18 protein-coding genes are annotated in these 14,907 nt (G+C 64.1%); 6 read left to right on the forward strand and 12 right to left on the reverse strand.

Going from position 1 to position 14,907, the window contains the following annotated elements; translation table 11 throughout:
- Position 1: 1 nt before the first annotated feature.
- The 3 genes from FLQ03_RS15875 to FLQ03_RS15885 all read right to left on the reverse strand — a co-directional run bounded on the left by FLQ03_RS15875 (position 2) and on the right by FLQ03_RS15885 (position 3,087).
- On the reverse strand, positions 2–325 hold the full coding sequence (locus FLQ03_RS15875; RefSeq protein ID WP_144373157.1) for a hypothetical protein: 324 nt from the start codon (positions 323–325) through the stop codon (positions 2–4).
- Positions 318–1,628 (reverse strand): homoserine dehydrogenase, encoded by a 1,311-nt coding sequence (locus tag FLQ03_RS15880; protein ID WP_144373158.1) that lies wholly within the window; start codon positions 1,626–1,628, stop codon positions 318–320. The genes FLQ03_RS15875 and FLQ03_RS15880 overlap by 8 nt, the downstream gene beginning before the upstream one ends.
- A 229-nt stretch (positions 1,629–1,857) precedes the next feature.
- Complete coding sequence (locus FLQ03_RS15885; protein ID WP_017508168.1) at positions 1,858–3,087, reverse strand: pyridoxal phosphate-dependent aminotransferase; 1,230 nt, start codon at positions 3,085–3,087, stop codon at positions 1,858–1,860.
- A 163-nt stretch (positions 3,088–3,250) separates the two neighbouring features.
- Between FLQ03_RS15885 and FLQ03_RS15890 the strand changes: the two genes are divergently transcribed.
- Positions 3,251–3,619 (forward strand): Mth938-like domain-containing protein, encoded by a 369-nt coding sequence (locus FLQ03_RS15890; protein ID WP_144373159.1) that lies wholly within the window; start codon positions 3,251–3,253, stop codon positions 3,617–3,619.
- Positions 3,619–3,963: a GlpM family protein gene (locus tag FLQ03_RS15895; RefSeq protein ID WP_144373160.1), complete on the forward strand. Its 345-nt coding sequence runs from the start codon at positions 3,619–3,621 to the stop codon at positions 3,961–3,963. The genes FLQ03_RS15890 and FLQ03_RS15895 overlap by 1 nt, the downstream gene beginning before the upstream one ends.
- A 63-nt stretch (positions 3,964–4,026) precedes the next feature.
- Here the strand turns inward: FLQ03_RS15895 and FLQ03_RS15900 are convergent, their stop codons facing one another.
- From FLQ03_RS15900 to queA, 9 genes are all read right to left on the reverse strand, one after another.
- The gene (locus FLQ03_RS15900; protein WP_144373161.1) at positions 4,027–5,334 is read right to left on the reverse strand and encodes an NAD(P)/FAD-dependent oxidoreductase; all 1,308 of its coding nucleotides are present in this window, start codon (positions 5,332–5,334) and stop codon (positions 4,027–4,029) included.
- A gap of 112 nt (positions 5,335–5,446) precedes the next feature.
- On the reverse strand, positions 5,447–6,988 hold the full coding sequence (gene ubiB / locus FLQ03_RS15905; protein ID WP_144373162.1) for a ubiquinone biosynthesis regulatory protein kinase UbiB: 1,542 nt from the start codon (positions 6,986–6,988) through the stop codon (positions 5,447–5,449).
- Positions 6,989–7,003: 15 nt separating this feature from the next.
- Positions 7,004–7,585: a ubiquinone biosynthesis accessory factor UbiJ gene (locus FLQ03_RS15910; RefSeq protein ID WP_144373163.1), complete on the reverse strand. Its 582-nt coding sequence runs from the start codon at positions 7,583–7,585 to the stop codon at positions 7,004–7,006.
- 1 nt (position 7,586) lies between these two features.
- Positions 7,587–7,913, reverse strand: coding sequence for a DMT family transporter (locus tag FLQ03_RS15915; RefSeq protein WP_144373164.1), 327 nt, complete (start codon positions 7,911–7,913; stop codon positions 7,587–7,589).
- A gap of 3 nt (positions 7,914–7,916) precedes the next feature.
- Positions 7,917–8,591, reverse strand: coding sequence for a YiaD family glycine zipper/OmpA-like lipoprotein (locus FLQ03_RS15920; protein WP_144373165.1), 675 nt, complete (start codon positions 8,589–8,591; stop codon positions 7,917–7,919).
- Positions 8,588–9,145, reverse strand: a complete 558-nt coding sequence (locus FLQ03_RS15925; RefSeq protein WP_144373166.1) for a M15 family metallopeptidase — start codon at positions 9,143–9,145, stop codon at positions 8,588–8,590. The genes FLQ03_RS15920 and FLQ03_RS15925 overlap by 4 nt, the downstream gene beginning before the upstream one ends.
- On the reverse strand, positions 9,145–9,879 hold the full coding sequence (gene ubiE / locus FLQ03_RS15930; RefSeq protein WP_144373167.1) for a bifunctional demethylmenaquinone methyltransferase/2-methoxy-6-polyprenyl-1,4-benzoquinol methylase UbiE: 735 nt from the start codon (positions 9,877–9,879) through the stop codon (positions 9,145–9,147). Before ubiE ends, FLQ03_RS15925 begins: the two co-directional genes overlap by 1 nt.
- Positions 9,880–9,881: 2 nt before the next feature.
- Complete coding sequence (locus FLQ03_RS15935) at positions 9,882–10,253, reverse strand: gamma-butyrobetaine hydroxylase family protein (RefSeq protein ID WP_144373168.1); 372 nt, start codon at positions 10,251–10,253, stop codon at positions 9,882–9,884.
- 4 nt (positions 10,254–10,257) lie between these two features.
- A complete protein-coding gene (gene queA, locus FLQ03_RS15940; protein ID WP_144373169.1) occupies positions 10,258–11,283 on the reverse strand; it encodes a tRNA preQ1(34) S-adenosylmethionine ribosyltransferase-isomerase QueA in 1,026 nt (341 codons plus the stop codon).
- 288 nt (positions 11,284–11,571) lie between these two features.
- On the opposite strand from queA, the gene aroQ reads away from it, so the two are divergent.
- From aroQ to prmA, 4 genes are all read left to right on the forward strand, one after another.
- Positions 11,572–12,021 (forward strand): type II 3-dehydroquinate dehydratase, encoded by a 450-nt coding sequence (gene aroQ, locus FLQ03_RS15945; RefSeq protein WP_144373170.1) that lies wholly within the window; start codon positions 11,572–11,574, stop codon positions 12,019–12,021.
- A gap of 27 nt (positions 12,022–12,048) precedes the next feature.
- A complete protein-coding gene (gene accB, locus FLQ03_RS15950; RefSeq protein ID WP_144373171.1) occupies positions 12,049–12,516 on the forward strand; it encodes an acetyl-CoA carboxylase biotin carboxyl carrier protein in 468 nt (155 codons plus the stop codon).
- Between the two features lie 140 nt (positions 12,517–12,656).
- Entirely contained in the window at positions 12,657–14,012 is a 1,356-nt protein-coding gene (gene accC, locus FLQ03_RS15955) for an acetyl-CoA carboxylase biotin carboxylase subunit (protein ID WP_144373172.1), read from the forward strand.
- Positions 14,013–14,016: 4 nt separating this feature from the next.
- Positions 14,017–14,907 carry a 50S ribosomal protein L11 methyltransferase gene (gene prmA, locus FLQ03_RS15960; protein WP_144373173.1) on the forward strand — a complete coding sequence of 297 codons (891 nt, stop codon included), beginning with the start codon at positions 14,017–14,019 and terminating at the stop codon, positions 14,905–14,907.

Here is a 14,907-nt window from a genome sequence, read left to right on the forward strand (position 1 = left end):
GTTATCGAACCAGAGTATTCAGGCATTGCAGGCCCACGTTCAGCAGGCGCCCCTGCCAGGCGGGGTCGGCCAGGACATCCTTGCCCTTGGCCGATACCTCCAGCAGCTCGCTGTTGCTGAGGCCGGACACCAGCTTGTCGCTGGCGCAGCTGCAATAGCCGTTGATCTTGCTTTGCGAGCTCAACAAGGGCAGCAGCGGCGTGCTGGCGATCTTGCTTTTGCAGGCGTCGTTCATGCGGTCCTGCGCCAGCTGGCGCGGGGCTAGGCTGGCACAACCCGCCAGCAAGGTGCTGGCGGCCAACAGGGCAAGCAGGCGCTTAGCCATTGAGCTCTTCCATGCGCAGGCGCACTACCTTGCCGGCTACGCTGTCCAGCGCCTCGATGGCGGCAATGGCGGCGTTGGCGGCTTTTTCCAGCACGCGGTGCGTCAGGATCACGATCTCGGCGGAGCCATCGGCGGCGGAGCCTTTCTGGATCAGCGCTTCGATGGAGATGCCGTTCTCGGCCAGCAGGCGGGTGATGTCGGCCATCACGCCGGCGCGGTCCACCGCCTGGATACGCAGGTAGTAGCTGCTGACCACCTCGCCCATCGGCAGGATGGGCAGGTCTTTCAGCTGGTCCGGCTGGAAGGCCAGGTGCGGCACGCGGTGTTCCGGGTCGGACGTCAGCAGGCGGGCCACGTCGACAATATCGGCCACCACGGCCGAGGCGGTGGGCAGCGCGCCGGCGCCCGGGCCGTTGAACAGCGCCTGGCCGATGGCATCACCACGTACCAGTACCGCGTTCATCACGCCGTTCACGTTGGCGATCAGCTGCTGCTCGGGGATCAGCGTCGGGTGCACGCGCAGCTCCACGCCTTGCGCGGTACGACGGGTGAGGCCCAGCAGCTTGACGCGGTAGCCCAGCTCTTCAGCGTACTGGATGTCCTTGCCGGCCAGTTGGCTGATGCCTTCCAGGTAACACTGGTCGAAGTGCATCGGGATGCCGAAGGCGATGGCGGCCATGATGGTGAGCTTGTGGCCGGCGTCGTGGCCTTCCACGTCGAAGGTGGGGTCGGCTTCGGCGTAGCCCAGCGCTTGCGCCTCTTTCAGCACGTCGGCGAAGTCGGCGCCCTTGTCGCGCATCTCGCTGAGAATGAAGTTGGAGGTGCCGTTGATGATGCCAGCCAACCATTCGATGCGGTTGGCCGACAGGCCTTCGCGCAGCGCCTTGATGATGGGAATGCCGCCGGCTACCGCCGCTTCAAACGCCACCATCACGCCTTTTTCCTGCGCGCGGGCAAAAATCTCGTTGCCGTGTACGGCCAGCAGCTTCTTGTTGGCGGTGACCACGTGCTTGCCGTTGGCGATGGCCTGCAGCACCAGCTCCTTGGCCACGGTATCGCCACCGATCAGCTCGACCACGATGTCCACGTCCGGGTGGTTCACCACGGCGAAGGCGTCGGCCACCACGGTGACGTCGGCACCCACCAGCTCGCGGGCTTGTTCCACATTGCGGCGGGAAGCGATGGTGAGGCGGATGTCGCGACCGGCGCGACGGCTGATTTCTTCCGCGTTACGCTTCAATACGGTGGCGACACCGCCACCGACTGTTCCCACCCCCATCAGGCCAATATTGATCGGCTTCATTCGTGAATACTCCTGCTGTTTCGGTTTTCAAATTTCCCTGGCACGTCGGCCTGCTGCCGCTGGCAGCTGCTGGTTCTGTTGCCCAGCTTGTTATCGCTTTGCTGCGGCCAACCCGGCGGGTTGACCGCAGACAGCACAAAGGGGCGCGCACGCCCCTTTGTTCAATGATGCCTCGCCCGCGCCTGGCGCTTGACCAGACGGTGTTTCAGTGCGGCGCGGACGAGTAGGTTCATGCGGTACCGTGGCGTTTGCGGTAGTTTTCCAGGAAGCGGGCGATGCGGCCGATAGCTTCGGTCAGATCGTCGCTATTGGGTAGGAATACCACGCGGAAGTGATCCGGCGCAATCCAGTTGAAGCCACTGCCCTGCACCAGCAACACGCGCTCTTGCTGCAGCAGCTCCAGGATGAACTGCTGGTCGTCTTCGATAGGGTAAACCGCCGGGTCCAGACGCGGGAACAGGTACAGCGCGCCTTGCGGCTTGACGCAGCTTACCCCCGGAATGTCGGTGAGCAGCTTGTACGCCAGGTCGCGCTGGCGCGCCAGGCGGCCGCCCGGCGCCACCAGATCGTCGATGCTCTGGTAGCCGCCCAGCGCGGTCTGGATGGCGTACTGCGCCGGCACGTTGGCGCACAGGCGCATCGAGGCCAGCATGTTCAGGCCTTCGATATAGTCCTTGGCGCGACGCTTGTCGCCGGACAGGATCATCCAGCCGGCGCGGTAGCCGCAGGCACGGTAGTTTTTGGACAAGCCGTTGAAGGTGCACACCATCAGGTCCGGCGCCAGCGAGGCGATGGAAGTGTGGGTGGCGCCGTCGTACAGCACCTTGTCGTAGATTTCGTCGGCGTACAGCAGCAGGCCGAATTCACGCGCCACGTCTACCAGCTGCTGCAGTACGTGGTCGGGGTACAGCGCGCCGGTGGGGTTGTTCGGGTTGATGATCACCAGCGCCTTGGTACGCGGCGTGATCTTGGCGCGGATGTCGGCGATGGACGGCATCCAGCCGTCGTTTTCGTCGCACAGGTAGTGCACCGGCTGGCCGCCGGCCAGGCTGACGGCGGCGGTCCACAGCGGGTAATCCGGCGCCGGCACCAGCACCTCGTCGCCGTTGTCCAGCAGCGCCTGCATCGCCATCACGATCAGCTCGGACACGCCGTTGCCGATGTAGATGTCTTCCATGCCCACCTGCGGCAGGTGCTTCTGCTGCGCGTAGTGCATGATGGCCTTGCGCGCGGCAAACAGGCCTTTGGAATCACAGTAACCGGACGCGTTCTGCAGGTTGACGATGACGTCCTCGATGATCTCGTCCGGGGCGAAGAAACCGAAGGGCGCCGGGTTGCCGATGTTCAGCTTGATGATGCGGTGGCCTTCTTCCTCCATCCGCTTGGCGTGTTCGAGCACCGGGCCGCGAATGTCGTAGCAGACGTTGGCAAGTTTCTGGGATTTCTGGATAGGCTGCATGAGGGGTATTACCGTCTTCTGCGGTGGCGTGCGCCACCTGTCGTTTGTCCTGTGGTCTGCCGCAAGCGGCGGGCGTATCCGGCCCTGGCTTTCCGGCCAGGCGGGGTATAATCCTATCCCAATCCGTGGTGCACTGCACTACACCCGCCAACAGGATTTCATCATGAAACTGCACGAGTCCAATACCGCAGGTGCCAACCTGTTTACCGCGCACGGCGCGGGCTATGTGGAAATCAACCGGGTACGTCACCAGGGCAGCCTGGTGGTCACCGCCGATAGCATTACACCATGGCCGCCGGCCAGCTTCGAGGCGCTGGAAGAGGCGCACTTTTCCCAGTTGCTGGCGCTGCAGCCGGAGCTGGTGATCTTCGGCAGCGGCAGTACGCTGCGCTTCCCGCACCCGCGCCTGAGCGCCGCGCTGACCAACGCCGGTATCGGCGTGGAAGTGATGGACACCAGCGCCGCGTGCCGAACCTACAACATCCTGCTGGCGGAAGACCGCCGCGTGGTTGCCGCGCTGCTGGGTAGCTGATGGACATCGCCCTGCTGGGCAAGTGCCTGCTAGGCGCGCTGGCGGTGCTGCTGATCCAGTGGCTGTCCGGCAGCCGCTATTTCTTTGTGGCGGGGCTGGTACCGCTGTTCCCCACCTTTGCCCTGATCGCCCACGTGGTGGTTGGCCGCAGCCGCAGCGCGGCCGACTTGCAGCAGACCGCGCTGTTTGGCCTGTGTGCGCTGCTGCCCTACGCCGCCTACCTGCTGGCGGTATACCTGCTGAGCGTGCGCCTGCCGCTGGCATCGACGCTGCTGTTGGCAACACTGTGCTGGCTGCTGGCAGCCGGTGTGCTGTTGTGGGGCTGGCAGCACTGGCACGCCTAGCCGGCGCATGCGTTAATGCGACAAGGCCGCCCATGGGCGGCCTTGTGCTATGTGGCTCGCCGCTCAGTGCAGCTTCAGCGCCGGCCGCGCCACACGGCGTAAACGATCACCCACCCACAGCAGCCCGGCCAGCCACCAGCCGTGTACCGCTGCCTGGTGCATGCGGTACAGCGAGGCGTAGATCAGCTTGGCGCCGCGCCCTTCCACGTAGTAATCGCGCTTGGGGCCGACAATGGCCGCCAGGCTGCCCACCGCGGTGTGCTTGCCCAGCGACACCATCATGCCTTGCGGCTTGAAAGCAAAATCCGGCACCGCCTGCTGCTGTAGCCAGGCCTGCAGCGCACCGGCCAGCCACTGCGCCTGCTGGTGCGCCACTTGTGCGGTAGCCGGCAACGGGCGGCCATCCGGCCCCGGGCACGCCGCGCAATCGCCCATTGCCACAATGTTTTCGCCCGCTACGCAGCGCAACTGGGCGTCTACCTGCAACTGGTTCAGCCCGTTCACCGCCAGGCCATCCAGCTGCGCCAGCCAGGCCGGCGCCTTTACCCCGGCCGCCCATACCGTCATGTCGGCCGCTACCGTACTGCCGTCCTGCAGCTGTACACCGTCGGCGGTCACCGCCGCCACCCGGCTACGGGTAAGCACGCGCACATGGCGTGCGGCCAACTGTTCTTCGGCGTAGGCAGACAGCGACGGCGGCGCGGCCGCCAGGATACGCTCGGCGCCTTCGATCACGCTGATGTGTACCTGCGCCGGCTGCAACCGGGCACCGTAGACGTGCATTTCGCGCACCGTGTGGTTCAGTTCGGCTGCCAGCTCCACGCCGGTGGCGCCGCCGCCAACGATGGCGATATCCAGCCCCGGCTGCTGGCCGCTGCTGCAACGGAAGGCCAGTTCCAGCAGGCGGTGGCGCAGGCGTTCGGCGTCCTGCGGCGTGTTCAGCTGCAAGGCGTGCTCGGCCACGCCCGGGGTGCCGAAATCATTGCTCTGCGCCCCCACCGCCAGCACCAGCCAGTCGTAACCGATGTCGCGTGGCGGGCTTAGCTGCTGGCCGTCGCTGCCGTGAATGGCGGCCAGGCGGATCAGCCGTTGCTGGCGGTCCAGCCCCTGCATGTAACCGAACTCGAAGTCATAACCGTTGTGGTAACCGTGGGCGAAGTAGTTCACCTCGTCCTCGCCGCTATTGAGCACGCCGGTGGCCACTTCGTGCAGCAAGGGCTTCCAGATGTGGGTGGGCGCCCCGTCCACCAGCACGATGCGGGCACGGTGGCGCAGGCCCAGCTGGCGGCCCAGGCGGGTGGCCAGCTCCAGGCCCCCGGCGCCGCCACCAACGATGACAATGCGCGGTAAATCGGCAGAACGACTCAGCATGACAACTCCTTTGGATCAGAATGCGTTACCGCAGCCGCCTGCCGCCAAACAAAACGGCTGGGGTAACGCATCGCGCGCCAGCCCAGCCGTGTGCTTGTCCGCCAGCAGCCTGTCAGCCAGGCACGCCGCGCGTCAGCAGGATCACCAGCAGCGCCAGCAACAGCAGCGCGATCAGTTTCAGCATGAAATTCTGCGTTTTCTGCTCGCGCATCAGTTGGATATAGCCTTGCAGCACAAGTTCGGTGGTCTGGCCGGATAGCGCCTCGCCCAGCTTGCGCGGAATGGTGGGCAAGGTGGTGGCCCACTGCGGTACTTCGTGCTTCAGCGTACGCAACAGGCCGCGCCAGCCGATCTGTTCGTTCATCCACTTGGTAAGGAACGGTTTGGCGGTGTCCCACAGGTCCAGGTCCGGGTCCAGCTGACGACCGAGGCCTTCAATGTTCAACAGCGTCTTCTGCAGCAACACCAGCTGCGGCTGGATTTCCACATTGAAACGGCGGCTGGTCTCGAACAGGCGCAGCAGCACCATGCCGAAGCTGATCTGCGACAGCGGCTTGTTGAAGATGGGCTCGCACACGGTACGGATCGCCGCTTCCAGCTCTTCGGCGCGGGTATCGCGCGGCACCCAGCCGGACTCGATATGCGCGGTGGCGACGCGGTGGTAGTCGCGGTTGAAGAAGGCCAGGAAGTTCACCGCCAGGTAGTGCTTGTCGGTCTCGGTGAGGCTGCCGACGATGCCGAAGTCCAGCGCGATGTAGCGGCCATCGGCAGCCACCAGGATGTTGCCCGGGTGCATGTCGGCATGAAAAAAGCCGTGCCGGAACACCTGGGTAAAGAAGATTTCCACGCCAAAGCGGCTGAGTTTTTTCAGGTCGATGCCGGCGTCGCGCAGGCGGTCGATCTGCCCCACCGGGATACCGTCCATCCACTGCATGGTCATCACCTCGCGCCGGGTGTAGTCGTAGTACACCTCCGGCACGATCAGCATGTCGCTGCCGATGAAATTGCGGTGCAGCTGGCTGGCGTTGCCAGCCTCGTGCATCAGGTCCAGCTCGTCGTGCAGGTGGCGGTCGAACTCGGCCACCACCTCGCGTGGTTTCAGCCGTTTGCCGTCGGGCAGGAAGCGCTCTACCAGCCCGGCCAGCACCGCCATCAGCGCCAGATCTTGCTCGATCACCGGAAGAATGCCCGGGCGCAGCACTTTCACCGCCACCGCCTTGCCCGGCTGGCCGTTGCTGCCATGCAGGCGGGCGCGGTGCACCTGCGCCACCGAGGCGCTGGCTACCGGCACGTCGTCGAATTCGGCATAGATGTCGGCCACGCGCTGGCCGAAACTGCGCTCGATCACCTCGCGCGCGATGGCGCTGTCGAACGGCGGTACACGGTCCTGTAGCCGCGCCAGCTCATCGGCGTAATCGGGCGGCAGCAAGTCGCGACGGGTGGACAGCACCTGGCCGAACTTGATGAAGATCGGCCCCAGGTGTTCCAGCGCCAGCCGCACGCGCTGCGGCAACGGCGCATCGGTATCGCGCGGCAGCGGCAGCAGACGGAACAGCGTGGCGATCAGCCCCACCTTGGGGCGGCCAGCCAGGAAATCGTCCAGGCCGAAGCGGTAGAACACGGAAACAATCTTGAGCAGACGCGCAATACGCATGATGGGGCTTTGTTGTTATGGTTGGCGAAGGTTGGCCGCACGCGCTTCCAGCAGCGCCAGGCGTTTTTCGAAACGGTCGGCATCTTCGCGCAGCGTGTCCACCGCGCTGACAAACGCCTCGACGTCGGTCTTTTTGGCCAGCAGCGGCGCTTCTTCGCGCAGGTGCTCGACCCAGGCTTCCAGCAAGCGGCCACCGATCTCGCCCTTGATGCCGAACAGGCCGCGCACCCAGCCTTGCACGCGGTGCGCCGCCACGTCGCCCACCACGCGCGACAGGTCTTCGGTGGCGTCCCACTGCAGCTGGCGCACAATGCGGCCAACGTTGGCCGCCAGCTCGGTATCGCCTTCCAGCACGATGTCGGCCATGTCCGGCTCGCGGCCGGACAGCTGCGCCAGCGCCACGCCGTGCTTCAGCCGCAGGCGCGCTTCCGGCTCGCCTTCACACGCCGCCAGCCAGCCGTCGCTGGTGACCACACCCGCCAGATCGAACGGCGGCAGGCTGATGCCGATGCGGCGCCCGGCATGCTGCGCCAACTCGGCACGCACCGCCGGGTGCTGGTTCAACAGATGATTAAATGCGGCAATACGCAAGCCCATATCAATGCCCCTTGCTGGCCAGACTCAATAAAACGGTACCAATGATGATGGCCACAATGCCGGCCAGCTTCAACGGCGGCATGCCCTCGCCGTAGTAAAACACGCCCACGGCCGCCACCACCGCCATGCCGACACCGCACCAGATGGCGTACACCACGCCCAGGTCCAGCCGCTGCACCACTTGCGACAGCAGCCAGAACGCCAGCACGTAGCCGGCCACCACCACCAGCGAGGGCAGCGGCCGGGTAAAACCGGCCGCCAGCTTCAGCGACGAGGTGGCCACCACCTCGGCGGCGATGGCAGCGGCCAGCAGCAGCCAGGCGTTCATGCCTTACTGCACCACCGGCACGATCTGGATTTCCACACGGCGGTTCAGTTGCTTGCCGGCTTCGGTCTTGTTGTCGGCACGCGGGCGGCTGGCGCCGTAACCGGCGGCGCTCATGCGCTCCGGCTGCACGCCCAAGCTGGCCAGCTGGCGTTCTACTGCGGCAGCGCGCTGTTCGGACAACGGCTGGTTGATCTTGTCGTTACCGCTGGCGTCGGTATGGCCTTCGATATCCAGCGTGGTCTTGCCGTAGCGCTTGACGATGCTGCCGATGGTAGCCAGCGTCGGCAGGAAGGCTTGTTTCAGGCTGGCCGAGTTGCTGTCAAAGGCGGTGGCCGAGGTCATGGTCACGGTCAGGCTGTGGTCGGCGTTTTTCTTCAGTTCGATGGCGCCGGACTGGATTTGCGGGGCCAGCTGCTTTTCGAAGTCCTGTGCCTGCTTGTCCATGTACGCGCCCACGCCGGCACCGGCCAGGCCGCCGCCGATAGCGCCGATCACGGCACCCTTATTGCGGTTGCCCTTGCCGGCGACCGCTGCGCCCAGTACGGCGCCACCGATAGTGCCCAGCACGGCACCCTTCTGGGTGTTGGTGTATTGGTCGAGGTCTACCGAGGCGCAACCACTGGCCAGCAGGGCAGCGGAAACCACGGTCACGATGCCGAGTTTGGAGAGGTGTTTCATGCGGTTAGTCCTTTCGATGTGGGCTGGGCGGCAGTGGGTTGCCAGCACCAGTGCCAGGGCTCGTACAAGTAGCCGCTGGCGTTGTCCGGGCCAAAGCTCATGGCAAAACCATAGTTGGCCGCACATTGCTGCAGCCAGGCAAAGGCCGGAGTGGTTTCAAAGTGTTGTTCCAGCACCGGCGAGCCGGGGGTGCCGATATCGATGGCACGGCCGGTATGGTGCTCGCTGAAGCCGGGGGCGGCGCTGACGGCCAGAATGGCGTCCAGGCTCTGGCCACGCGCCAGTTTGGCGGCCACAATCTCGTGCTGCCGCGCCACGCTGCGGAAGGCGGACACCAGAAACAGCGTCACACCATCGGCAGCGGCGGCATCGCGCATGGCCTGCCACGCGTCAGCGGCACCAGGCAGCAGGTGGAACTCGCGCCCGGCGTCGTTAACGTCGGCCAGCACCAGTTGCTCGGCAGCGGCTTCTGCGTACGGTTGCAGGCCGCGTGCGGCCAACCTTGCCGCCGTGATGCCCAGTTCGGCCAGGCGGGCGGCAATGGCGTCGTCCATCAGAACTTCACGCCCTTGTGCAGCGCCACCACGCCACCGGTCATGTTGTGGTAATCGACGCGGCCAAAGCCGGCGTCCAGCATCATCTGCTTCAGGGTTTCCTGATCCGGATGCATGCGGATGGACTCGGCCAGGTACTGGTAGCTGTCGGCGTCATTGGCCACCAGCTTGCCCATCACCGGCAGCGCCTTGAACGAGTAGAAATCGTAGAACGGCGACAGCGGCTTCCAGACCTTGGAAAACTCCAGCACGAACAGTTTGCCGCCCGGCTTCAGCACGCGGAACATCTCTTTCAGCGCGGCATCTTTATGCGTCATGTTGCGCAGGCCGAAGGCTACCGACACGGCGTTGAAGTAGTTGTCGGGGAACGGCAGCTTTTCGGCGTCTGCCAGCGATACCGGCAGGATCAGGCCTTCGTCCAGCAGGCGGTCGCGGCCAACGGTCAGCATCGAGCTGTTGATGTCGGTGAGCCACACTTCGCCGCTTTTGCCCACGCGCTTGGCCCAGCCACGCGCCAGGTCGCCGGTACCACCGGCGATGTCCAGCACCTTGTCGCCGGCACGCACGCCGGAGGTGGTGAGGGTGAAGTGCTTCCACACGCGGTGCAGGCCACCCGACATCAGGTCGTTCATCACGTCGTACTTCTGCGCCACCGAGTGGAACACCTCGGCTACCTTGCCGGCTTTTTCGCTTTCGTCGACGGTTTTAAAGCCAAAATGCGTCTGGTTGTCCATGTTTACTCCCTGCTCGCGCCAGCGGCGGCGAGGCGATTCAGATAATCCTGCCAGTACTGGTCGCGCTTGGCGCCCAGCTCGTATAAGTAAGCCCAGCTATAGAGGCCGCTGTCGTGGCCGTCGTCGAACACGATTTTCAGCGCGTAGTGGCCCACCGGCTCCAGCGCGGTGATGGCTACCTGCTTCTTGCCGGTCTGCAGCACCTCGTTGCCCACGCCGTGGCCGCGCACTTCGGCCGACGGCGAATGCACGCGCAGGTATTCGGCGTCCAGCGTGAAACGGGCGCCGTCGTCGAAGCCGATTTCCAGTTGCCGCGACACGGCGTGCAGGATGATGTCTTCCGGCAGGGCGCTATCGTGGGAGAGTCCGCTCATGATGTCAGTCCTTGCGCGTCAGCAGCATGGCGTCGCCATAGCTGAAGAAACGGTATTCCTGCGCCACGGCGTGCGCGTAGGCAGCGCGCATTTCCGGGTAGCCGGCAAACGCTGACACCAGCATCAGCAGCGTGGATTTGGGCAGGTGGAAGTTGGTCAGCAGCCGGTCTACCACGTTGAAGCGGTAACCCGGGGTGATGAAGATGTCGGTCTCGCCGCGGCCCGCCTTCAGCACGCCGTCGCCGCGTGCGGCAGACTCCAGCGCGCGCATGCTGGTGGTGCCCACCGCCAGCACCTGGCGGCCGGCGGCGTGCGCGGCGTGGATGGCGTCCACGGTGGCTTGCGGCACGTCGTAGATTTCGCTGTGCATCTTGTGTTCGGCGATGTTGTCCACGCGCACCGGCTGGAAGGTGCCGGCACCCACGTGCAACGTCACGTTGCACAGCTGCACGCCCTTGTCGCGCAGGCGCTGCAGCATGGCATCGGTAAAGTGCAGGCCGGCCGTCGGCGCGGCCACCGCGCCCTTTTCCCGTGCATACACGGTCTGGTAGCGCTCGTCGTCGTCGGCGTCGGTATCACGCTCGATATATGGTGGTAGCGGCAGCTTGCCGGAGGCGTCCAGGATATCGAACACGTTGGCCTCGTCCAGAAAGCGCAAATGGAACAGCGCGTCGTCGCGGCCAACCATCTCGGCTTCCCAGCGCTCGGCAAACACGATGCGGCTGCCCGGCTTCGGCGACTTGCTAGCACGCACGTGGGCCAGCACTTCATGCTCGTTCAGCACGCGTTCCACCAGCGCCTCCACCTTACCGCCGCTGGCTTTCTCGCCAAACAGCCGTGCCTTGATGACGCGGGTGTCGTTGAACACCATCACGTCGCCGGCTTGCAGGGCGTCGGCAAAATCGTCGAACTGCGCGTCGCGCAGCGTGTCTCCTGCTACCAGCAGCAGGCGGCTGCTGCCGCGCACGGCGGGCGGGTGCTGGGCGATCAGGTGCTCGGGCAGGTGGTAGTCGAAATCGGATACGTGCATGGTGCGGCTATCTTCTGGAAAACTGCGGGATTATACCTTTCGAGCGACTTCCCGTGGCAGCGTTCCCGGTATGCAGCTTGCTTGTGCCAGATCAACAAGGCAAAAACTGGCCACGCTACAGTTTCAGCCGCGTGACAGCGGGCCGATTTGTTAGTGCTTTCACTCGAAGCAGCAACATTTTACCAACAACTCTGCAACTTAAACATGCGTTTGAAATGCGGCAATTGCTGGACAACTTGCCGGCAATTACTGCAAACTCGCGCCCATATCAAAACAGGGACCACCACCTTGACCCGAAAAATCCTCGTGCTGCACGGCCCCAATCTGAACCTACTCGGACTGCGCGAGCCACAGCACTACGGCCGGGACACCCTGGACGACATCAACCAGCGCCTGCGTGCACAAGCCACTGACGCCGGTTTCGAGCTGGACATATTGCAAAGCAATGCCGAGCATGTCCTGATCGACCGCGTACACGCTTGCCTTACCGACGGCACGGCTTTTGTCATCATCAACCCGGCAGCCTTTACCCATACCAGCGTGGCGCTGCGCGACGCACTGGCCGGCGTGAAGCTGCCTTATATCGAAGTACATCTGTCCAACGTCCACGCCCGCGAACCCTTCCGCCACCACTCCTATTTTTCGGACCTGGCGGTCGGCGTCATTTGCGGCCTGGGCGCCGATGGCTACGCCATGGCCCTGTCTCATGCGATGAAACGCCTGGCCACAGTGGCTTAAACACCCGAATACTACCGAAGGAATACCATGGACCTGCGCAAACTGAAGAAGCTGATCGATCTCGTCGAGGAATCCGGCATTGCTGAACTCGAAGTGACCGAAGGCGAAGAAAAAGTCCGCATTACCCGCGTATCCGCCAACGCTGCCGTCAACTTTGCCCAGCCGATGCACGTTCAGCTGCCGCACGCCGCGCCGATGGCTGCAGCCCCGGCTGCCGCACCGGTTGCCGCCGCACCGGCTGCGGCCCCGGCTGCCGACAGCGCCAATGCCGTGAAATCGCCGATGGTTGGTACCTTCTACCGCCGCCCGAGCCCGGACGCCAAGCCGTTCGTGGAAGTGGGCCAGCAAGTGAACGTGGGCGACACCCTGTGCATCATCGAAGCGATGAAGCTGATGAACGAAATCGAAGCCGAGCGCGCCGGTGTGGTGAAAGCCGTGCTGATCGAGGAAGGCCAGCCGGTTGAATTCGGCGAGCCGCTGTTCATCATCGAATAACAGCAGCGATCTGCCGTGAATTCCAAATGACAGGGCACGCCAGCGTGCCCTGTCGTTTTCGCGTGATTACGTGATTAAAAGGGCTGCCTACAGCCCGGCCCGGTGCCCAAGCGCGGCTACCGGGCTGCGGAGATACCGACATGTTTGAAAAGATCCTGATCGCCAACCGTGGTGAAATTGCCCTGCGTATCCAGCGTGCCTGCCGCGAGATGGGCATCAAGACCGTGGTAGTGCATTCCGAAGCCGACCGCGAAGCCAAGTACGTGAAGCTGGCCGACGAATCGGTGTGCATCGGCCCGGCATCCTCTGCCCAGAGCTACCTGAATGTGCCGGCGCTGATTGCCGCCGCCGAAGTAACCGACGCCCAGGCCATCCACCCGGGTTACGGCTTCCTGTCGGAAAACGCCGACTTCGCCGAGCGCGTGGAGCAATCCGGCTTTGCCTTCATCGGCCCGCGCGCCGAAACCATCCGCCTGATGGGCGACAAGGTGTCCGCCAAGCAGGCCATGATCGAAGCCGGTGTACCGACCGTACCGGGTGTTGCTGGCGCGCTGCCGGACGACCCGGTGGAAATCACCAAGATTGCCCGCAAGATCGGCTTCCCGGTGATCATCAAGGCTGCCGGTGGTGGTGGCGGTCGCGGCATGCGCGTGGTACACACCGAAGCGGCGCTGATCAACTCGGTGAACATGACCCGTACCGAAGCCGGTGCTGCCTTTGGCAACCCCACCGTGTACATGGAAAAATTCCTGGAACAGCCGCGCCACATCGAGATCCAGGTGCTGGCCGACCAGCACGGCAACGCCGTGTATCTGGGCGAGCGCGATTGCTCGATGCAGCGCCGTCACCAGAAGATCATCGAAGAAGCGCCGGCACCGGGCATTACCGCCGAACAACGCCAGCGCATCGGTGAGGCCTGCGCCGAAGCCTGCCGCCGCATCGGCTACCGCGGCGCCGGTACTTTTGAATTCCTGTACGAAAACGGCGAGTTCTACTTCATCGAGATGAACACCCGCGTGCAGGTGGAACACCCGGTTTCCGAGCTGATCACCGGCATCGACATCGTGCAGGAGCAGATCCGCATCGCCTACGGCGAAAAACTGCGCTTCACCCAGGACCAGATCGTGTTCAAGGGCCACGCGATGGAGTGCCGCATCAACGCGGAAGACCCGTTCAGCTTCATCCCGTCGCCGGGCAAGATCGAGAGCTACCACCCGGCCGGTGGCCCGGGTATCCGCATCGACTCGCACATCTACCAGGGTTACACGGTTCCGCCCCACTACGACTCGATGATTGGTAAACTGATCGCTTATGGTGATACCCGCGAACAGGCGATGGCGCGCATGCGCGTGGCGCTGTCCGAAATGGCCATCACCGGCATCAAAACCAATATCCCGCTGCATCAGGAACTCTTCCTGGATAGTGCCTTCCGCCAAGGCGGCACCAGTATCCACTACCTGGAAGAGCGTCTGGCGCAGCTGAAGAAAGGCAGTTAATTCCATGGCATGGCTGCAAGCCACCATTCAAGCAGACTCGGCCGTGGCCGAGAAACTGGCCGACGTCCTGATGGACGTTGGCGCCCTGTCCGCCACCATCGAAGATGCGCTGGCGGGTACCGATGACGAGCAGCCGATCTTCGGCGAGCCGGGTGAACCCGTAGACCAGCTGTGGCAGCACAGCCTGATCAACACCCTGTTTGCCGAAGATGCCGACGTGGACCTGCTGATCGTGGCCGCGGCCAACCAGTGCCGCATCGACGTGCCCAGCTACACCGTTGGCCGCGTGGAAGAGCAGGACTGGGTGCGCCTGACGCAAAGCCAGTTCGACCCGATCCGCATCTCCGACCGCCTGTGGATTACCCCCACCTGGCACGAGTCGCCGGACCCGGACGCCATCAACCTGCAACTGGACCCGGGCCTGGCCTTCGGGACAGGCAGCCACCCCACCACCCGCCTGTGCCTGCAATGGCTGGATCAGGAAATCCGCGGTGGCGAAACGGTGCTGGACTACGGTTGCGGTTCCGGCATCCTGGCCATCGCCGCGCTGAAACTGGGCGCCGGCCCCACCCGTGGTATCGACATCGATGCCCAGGCGGTACGTGCCAGCCTGGATAACGCGCAACAAAACGGCGTCAGCGCCGAGTTCGGCCTGCCGGACACGCTGAAAGCCGGCCAGTACGACGTGGTAGTCGCCAACATTCTGGCCAACCCGCTGCGCATGCTGGGCGAATTGCTGGCAAGCCACGTGAAAACCGGTGGTAAAATCGTGCTTTCCGGCATTCTTGCCGAGCAGGCCGAAGAACTGTCCGCCATTTACGCCAAATGGTTCGATATGGACGCCGCCGTGTTCGACGAGGGCTGGACCCGACTATCCGGAACCAAGCGCCCGTAA

It is taken from the genome of Vogesella urethralis (assembly GCF_007644045.2).
Taxonomy (GTDB): Bacteria; Pseudomonadota; Gammaproteobacteria; order Burkholderiales; family Chromobacteriaceae; genus Vogesella; species Vogesella urethralis.

Coding starts and splice junctions, on each gene's coding strand:
- FLQ03_RS15885 (WP_017508168.1), bottom strand. CDS start 3,087: ATGCAGCCTATCCAGAAATCCCAGAAACTTGCCAACGTCTGCTACGAC.
- FLQ03_RS15900 (WP_144373161.1), bottom strand. CDS start 5,334: ATGCTGAGTCGTTCTGCCGATTTACCGCGCATTGTCATCGTTGGTGGC.
- accB (WP_144373171.1), top strand. CDS start 12,049: ATGGACCTGCGCAAACTGAAGAAGCTGATCGATCTCGTCGAGGAATCC.
- FLQ03_RS15890 (WP_144373159.1), top strand. CDS start 3,251: ATGAAACTGCACGAGTCCAATACCGCAGGTGCCAACCTGTTTACCGCG.
- ubiE (WP_144373167.1), bottom strand. CDS start 9,879: ATGGACAACCAGACGCATTTTGGCTTTAAAACCGTCGACGAAAGCGAA.
- FLQ03_RS15925 (WP_144373166.1), bottom strand. CDS start 9,145: ATGGACGACGCCATTGCCGCCCGCCTGGCCGAACTGGGCATCACGGCG.
- FLQ03_RS15910 (WP_144373163.1), bottom strand. CDS start 7,585: ATGGGCTTGCGTATTGCCGCATTTAATCATCTGTTGAACCAGCACCCG.
- queA (WP_144373169.1), bottom strand. CDS start 11,283: ATGCACGTATCCGATTTCGACTACCACCTGCCCGAGCACCTGATCGCC.
- FLQ03_RS15895 (WP_144373160.1), top strand. CDS start 3,619: ATGGACATCGCCCTGCTGGGCAAGTGCCTGCTAGGCGCGCTGGCGGTG.
- FLQ03_RS15915 (WP_144373164.1), bottom strand. CDS start 7,913: ATGAACGCCTGGCTGCTGCTGGCCGCTGCCATCGCCGCCGAGGTGGTG.
- ubiB (WP_144373162.1), bottom strand. CDS start 6,988: ATGCGTATTGCGCGTCTGCTCAAGATTGTTTCCGTGTTCTACCGCTTC.
- FLQ03_RS15875 (WP_144373157.1), bottom strand. CDS start 325: ATGGCTAAGCGCCTGCTTGCCCTGTTGGCCGCCAGCACCTTGCTGGCG.
- FLQ03_RS15880 (WP_144373158.1), bottom strand. CDS start 1,628: ATGAAGCCGATCAATATTGGCCTGATGGGGGTGGGAACAGTCGGTGGC.
- FLQ03_RS15920 (WP_144373165.1), bottom strand. CDS start 8,591: ATGAAACACCTCTCCAAACTCGGCATCGTGACCGTGGTTTCCGCTGCC.
- accC (WP_144373172.1), top strand. CDS start 12,657: ATGTTTGAAAAGATCCTGATCGCCAACCGTGGTGAAATTGCCCTGCGT.
- prmA (WP_144373173.1), top strand. CDS start 14,017: ATGGCATGGCTGCAAGCCACCATTCAAGCAGACTCGGCCGTGGCCGAG.
- FLQ03_RS15935 (WP_144373168.1), bottom strand. CDS start 10,253: ATGAGCGGACTCTCCCACGATAGCGCCCTGCCGGAAGACATCATCCTG.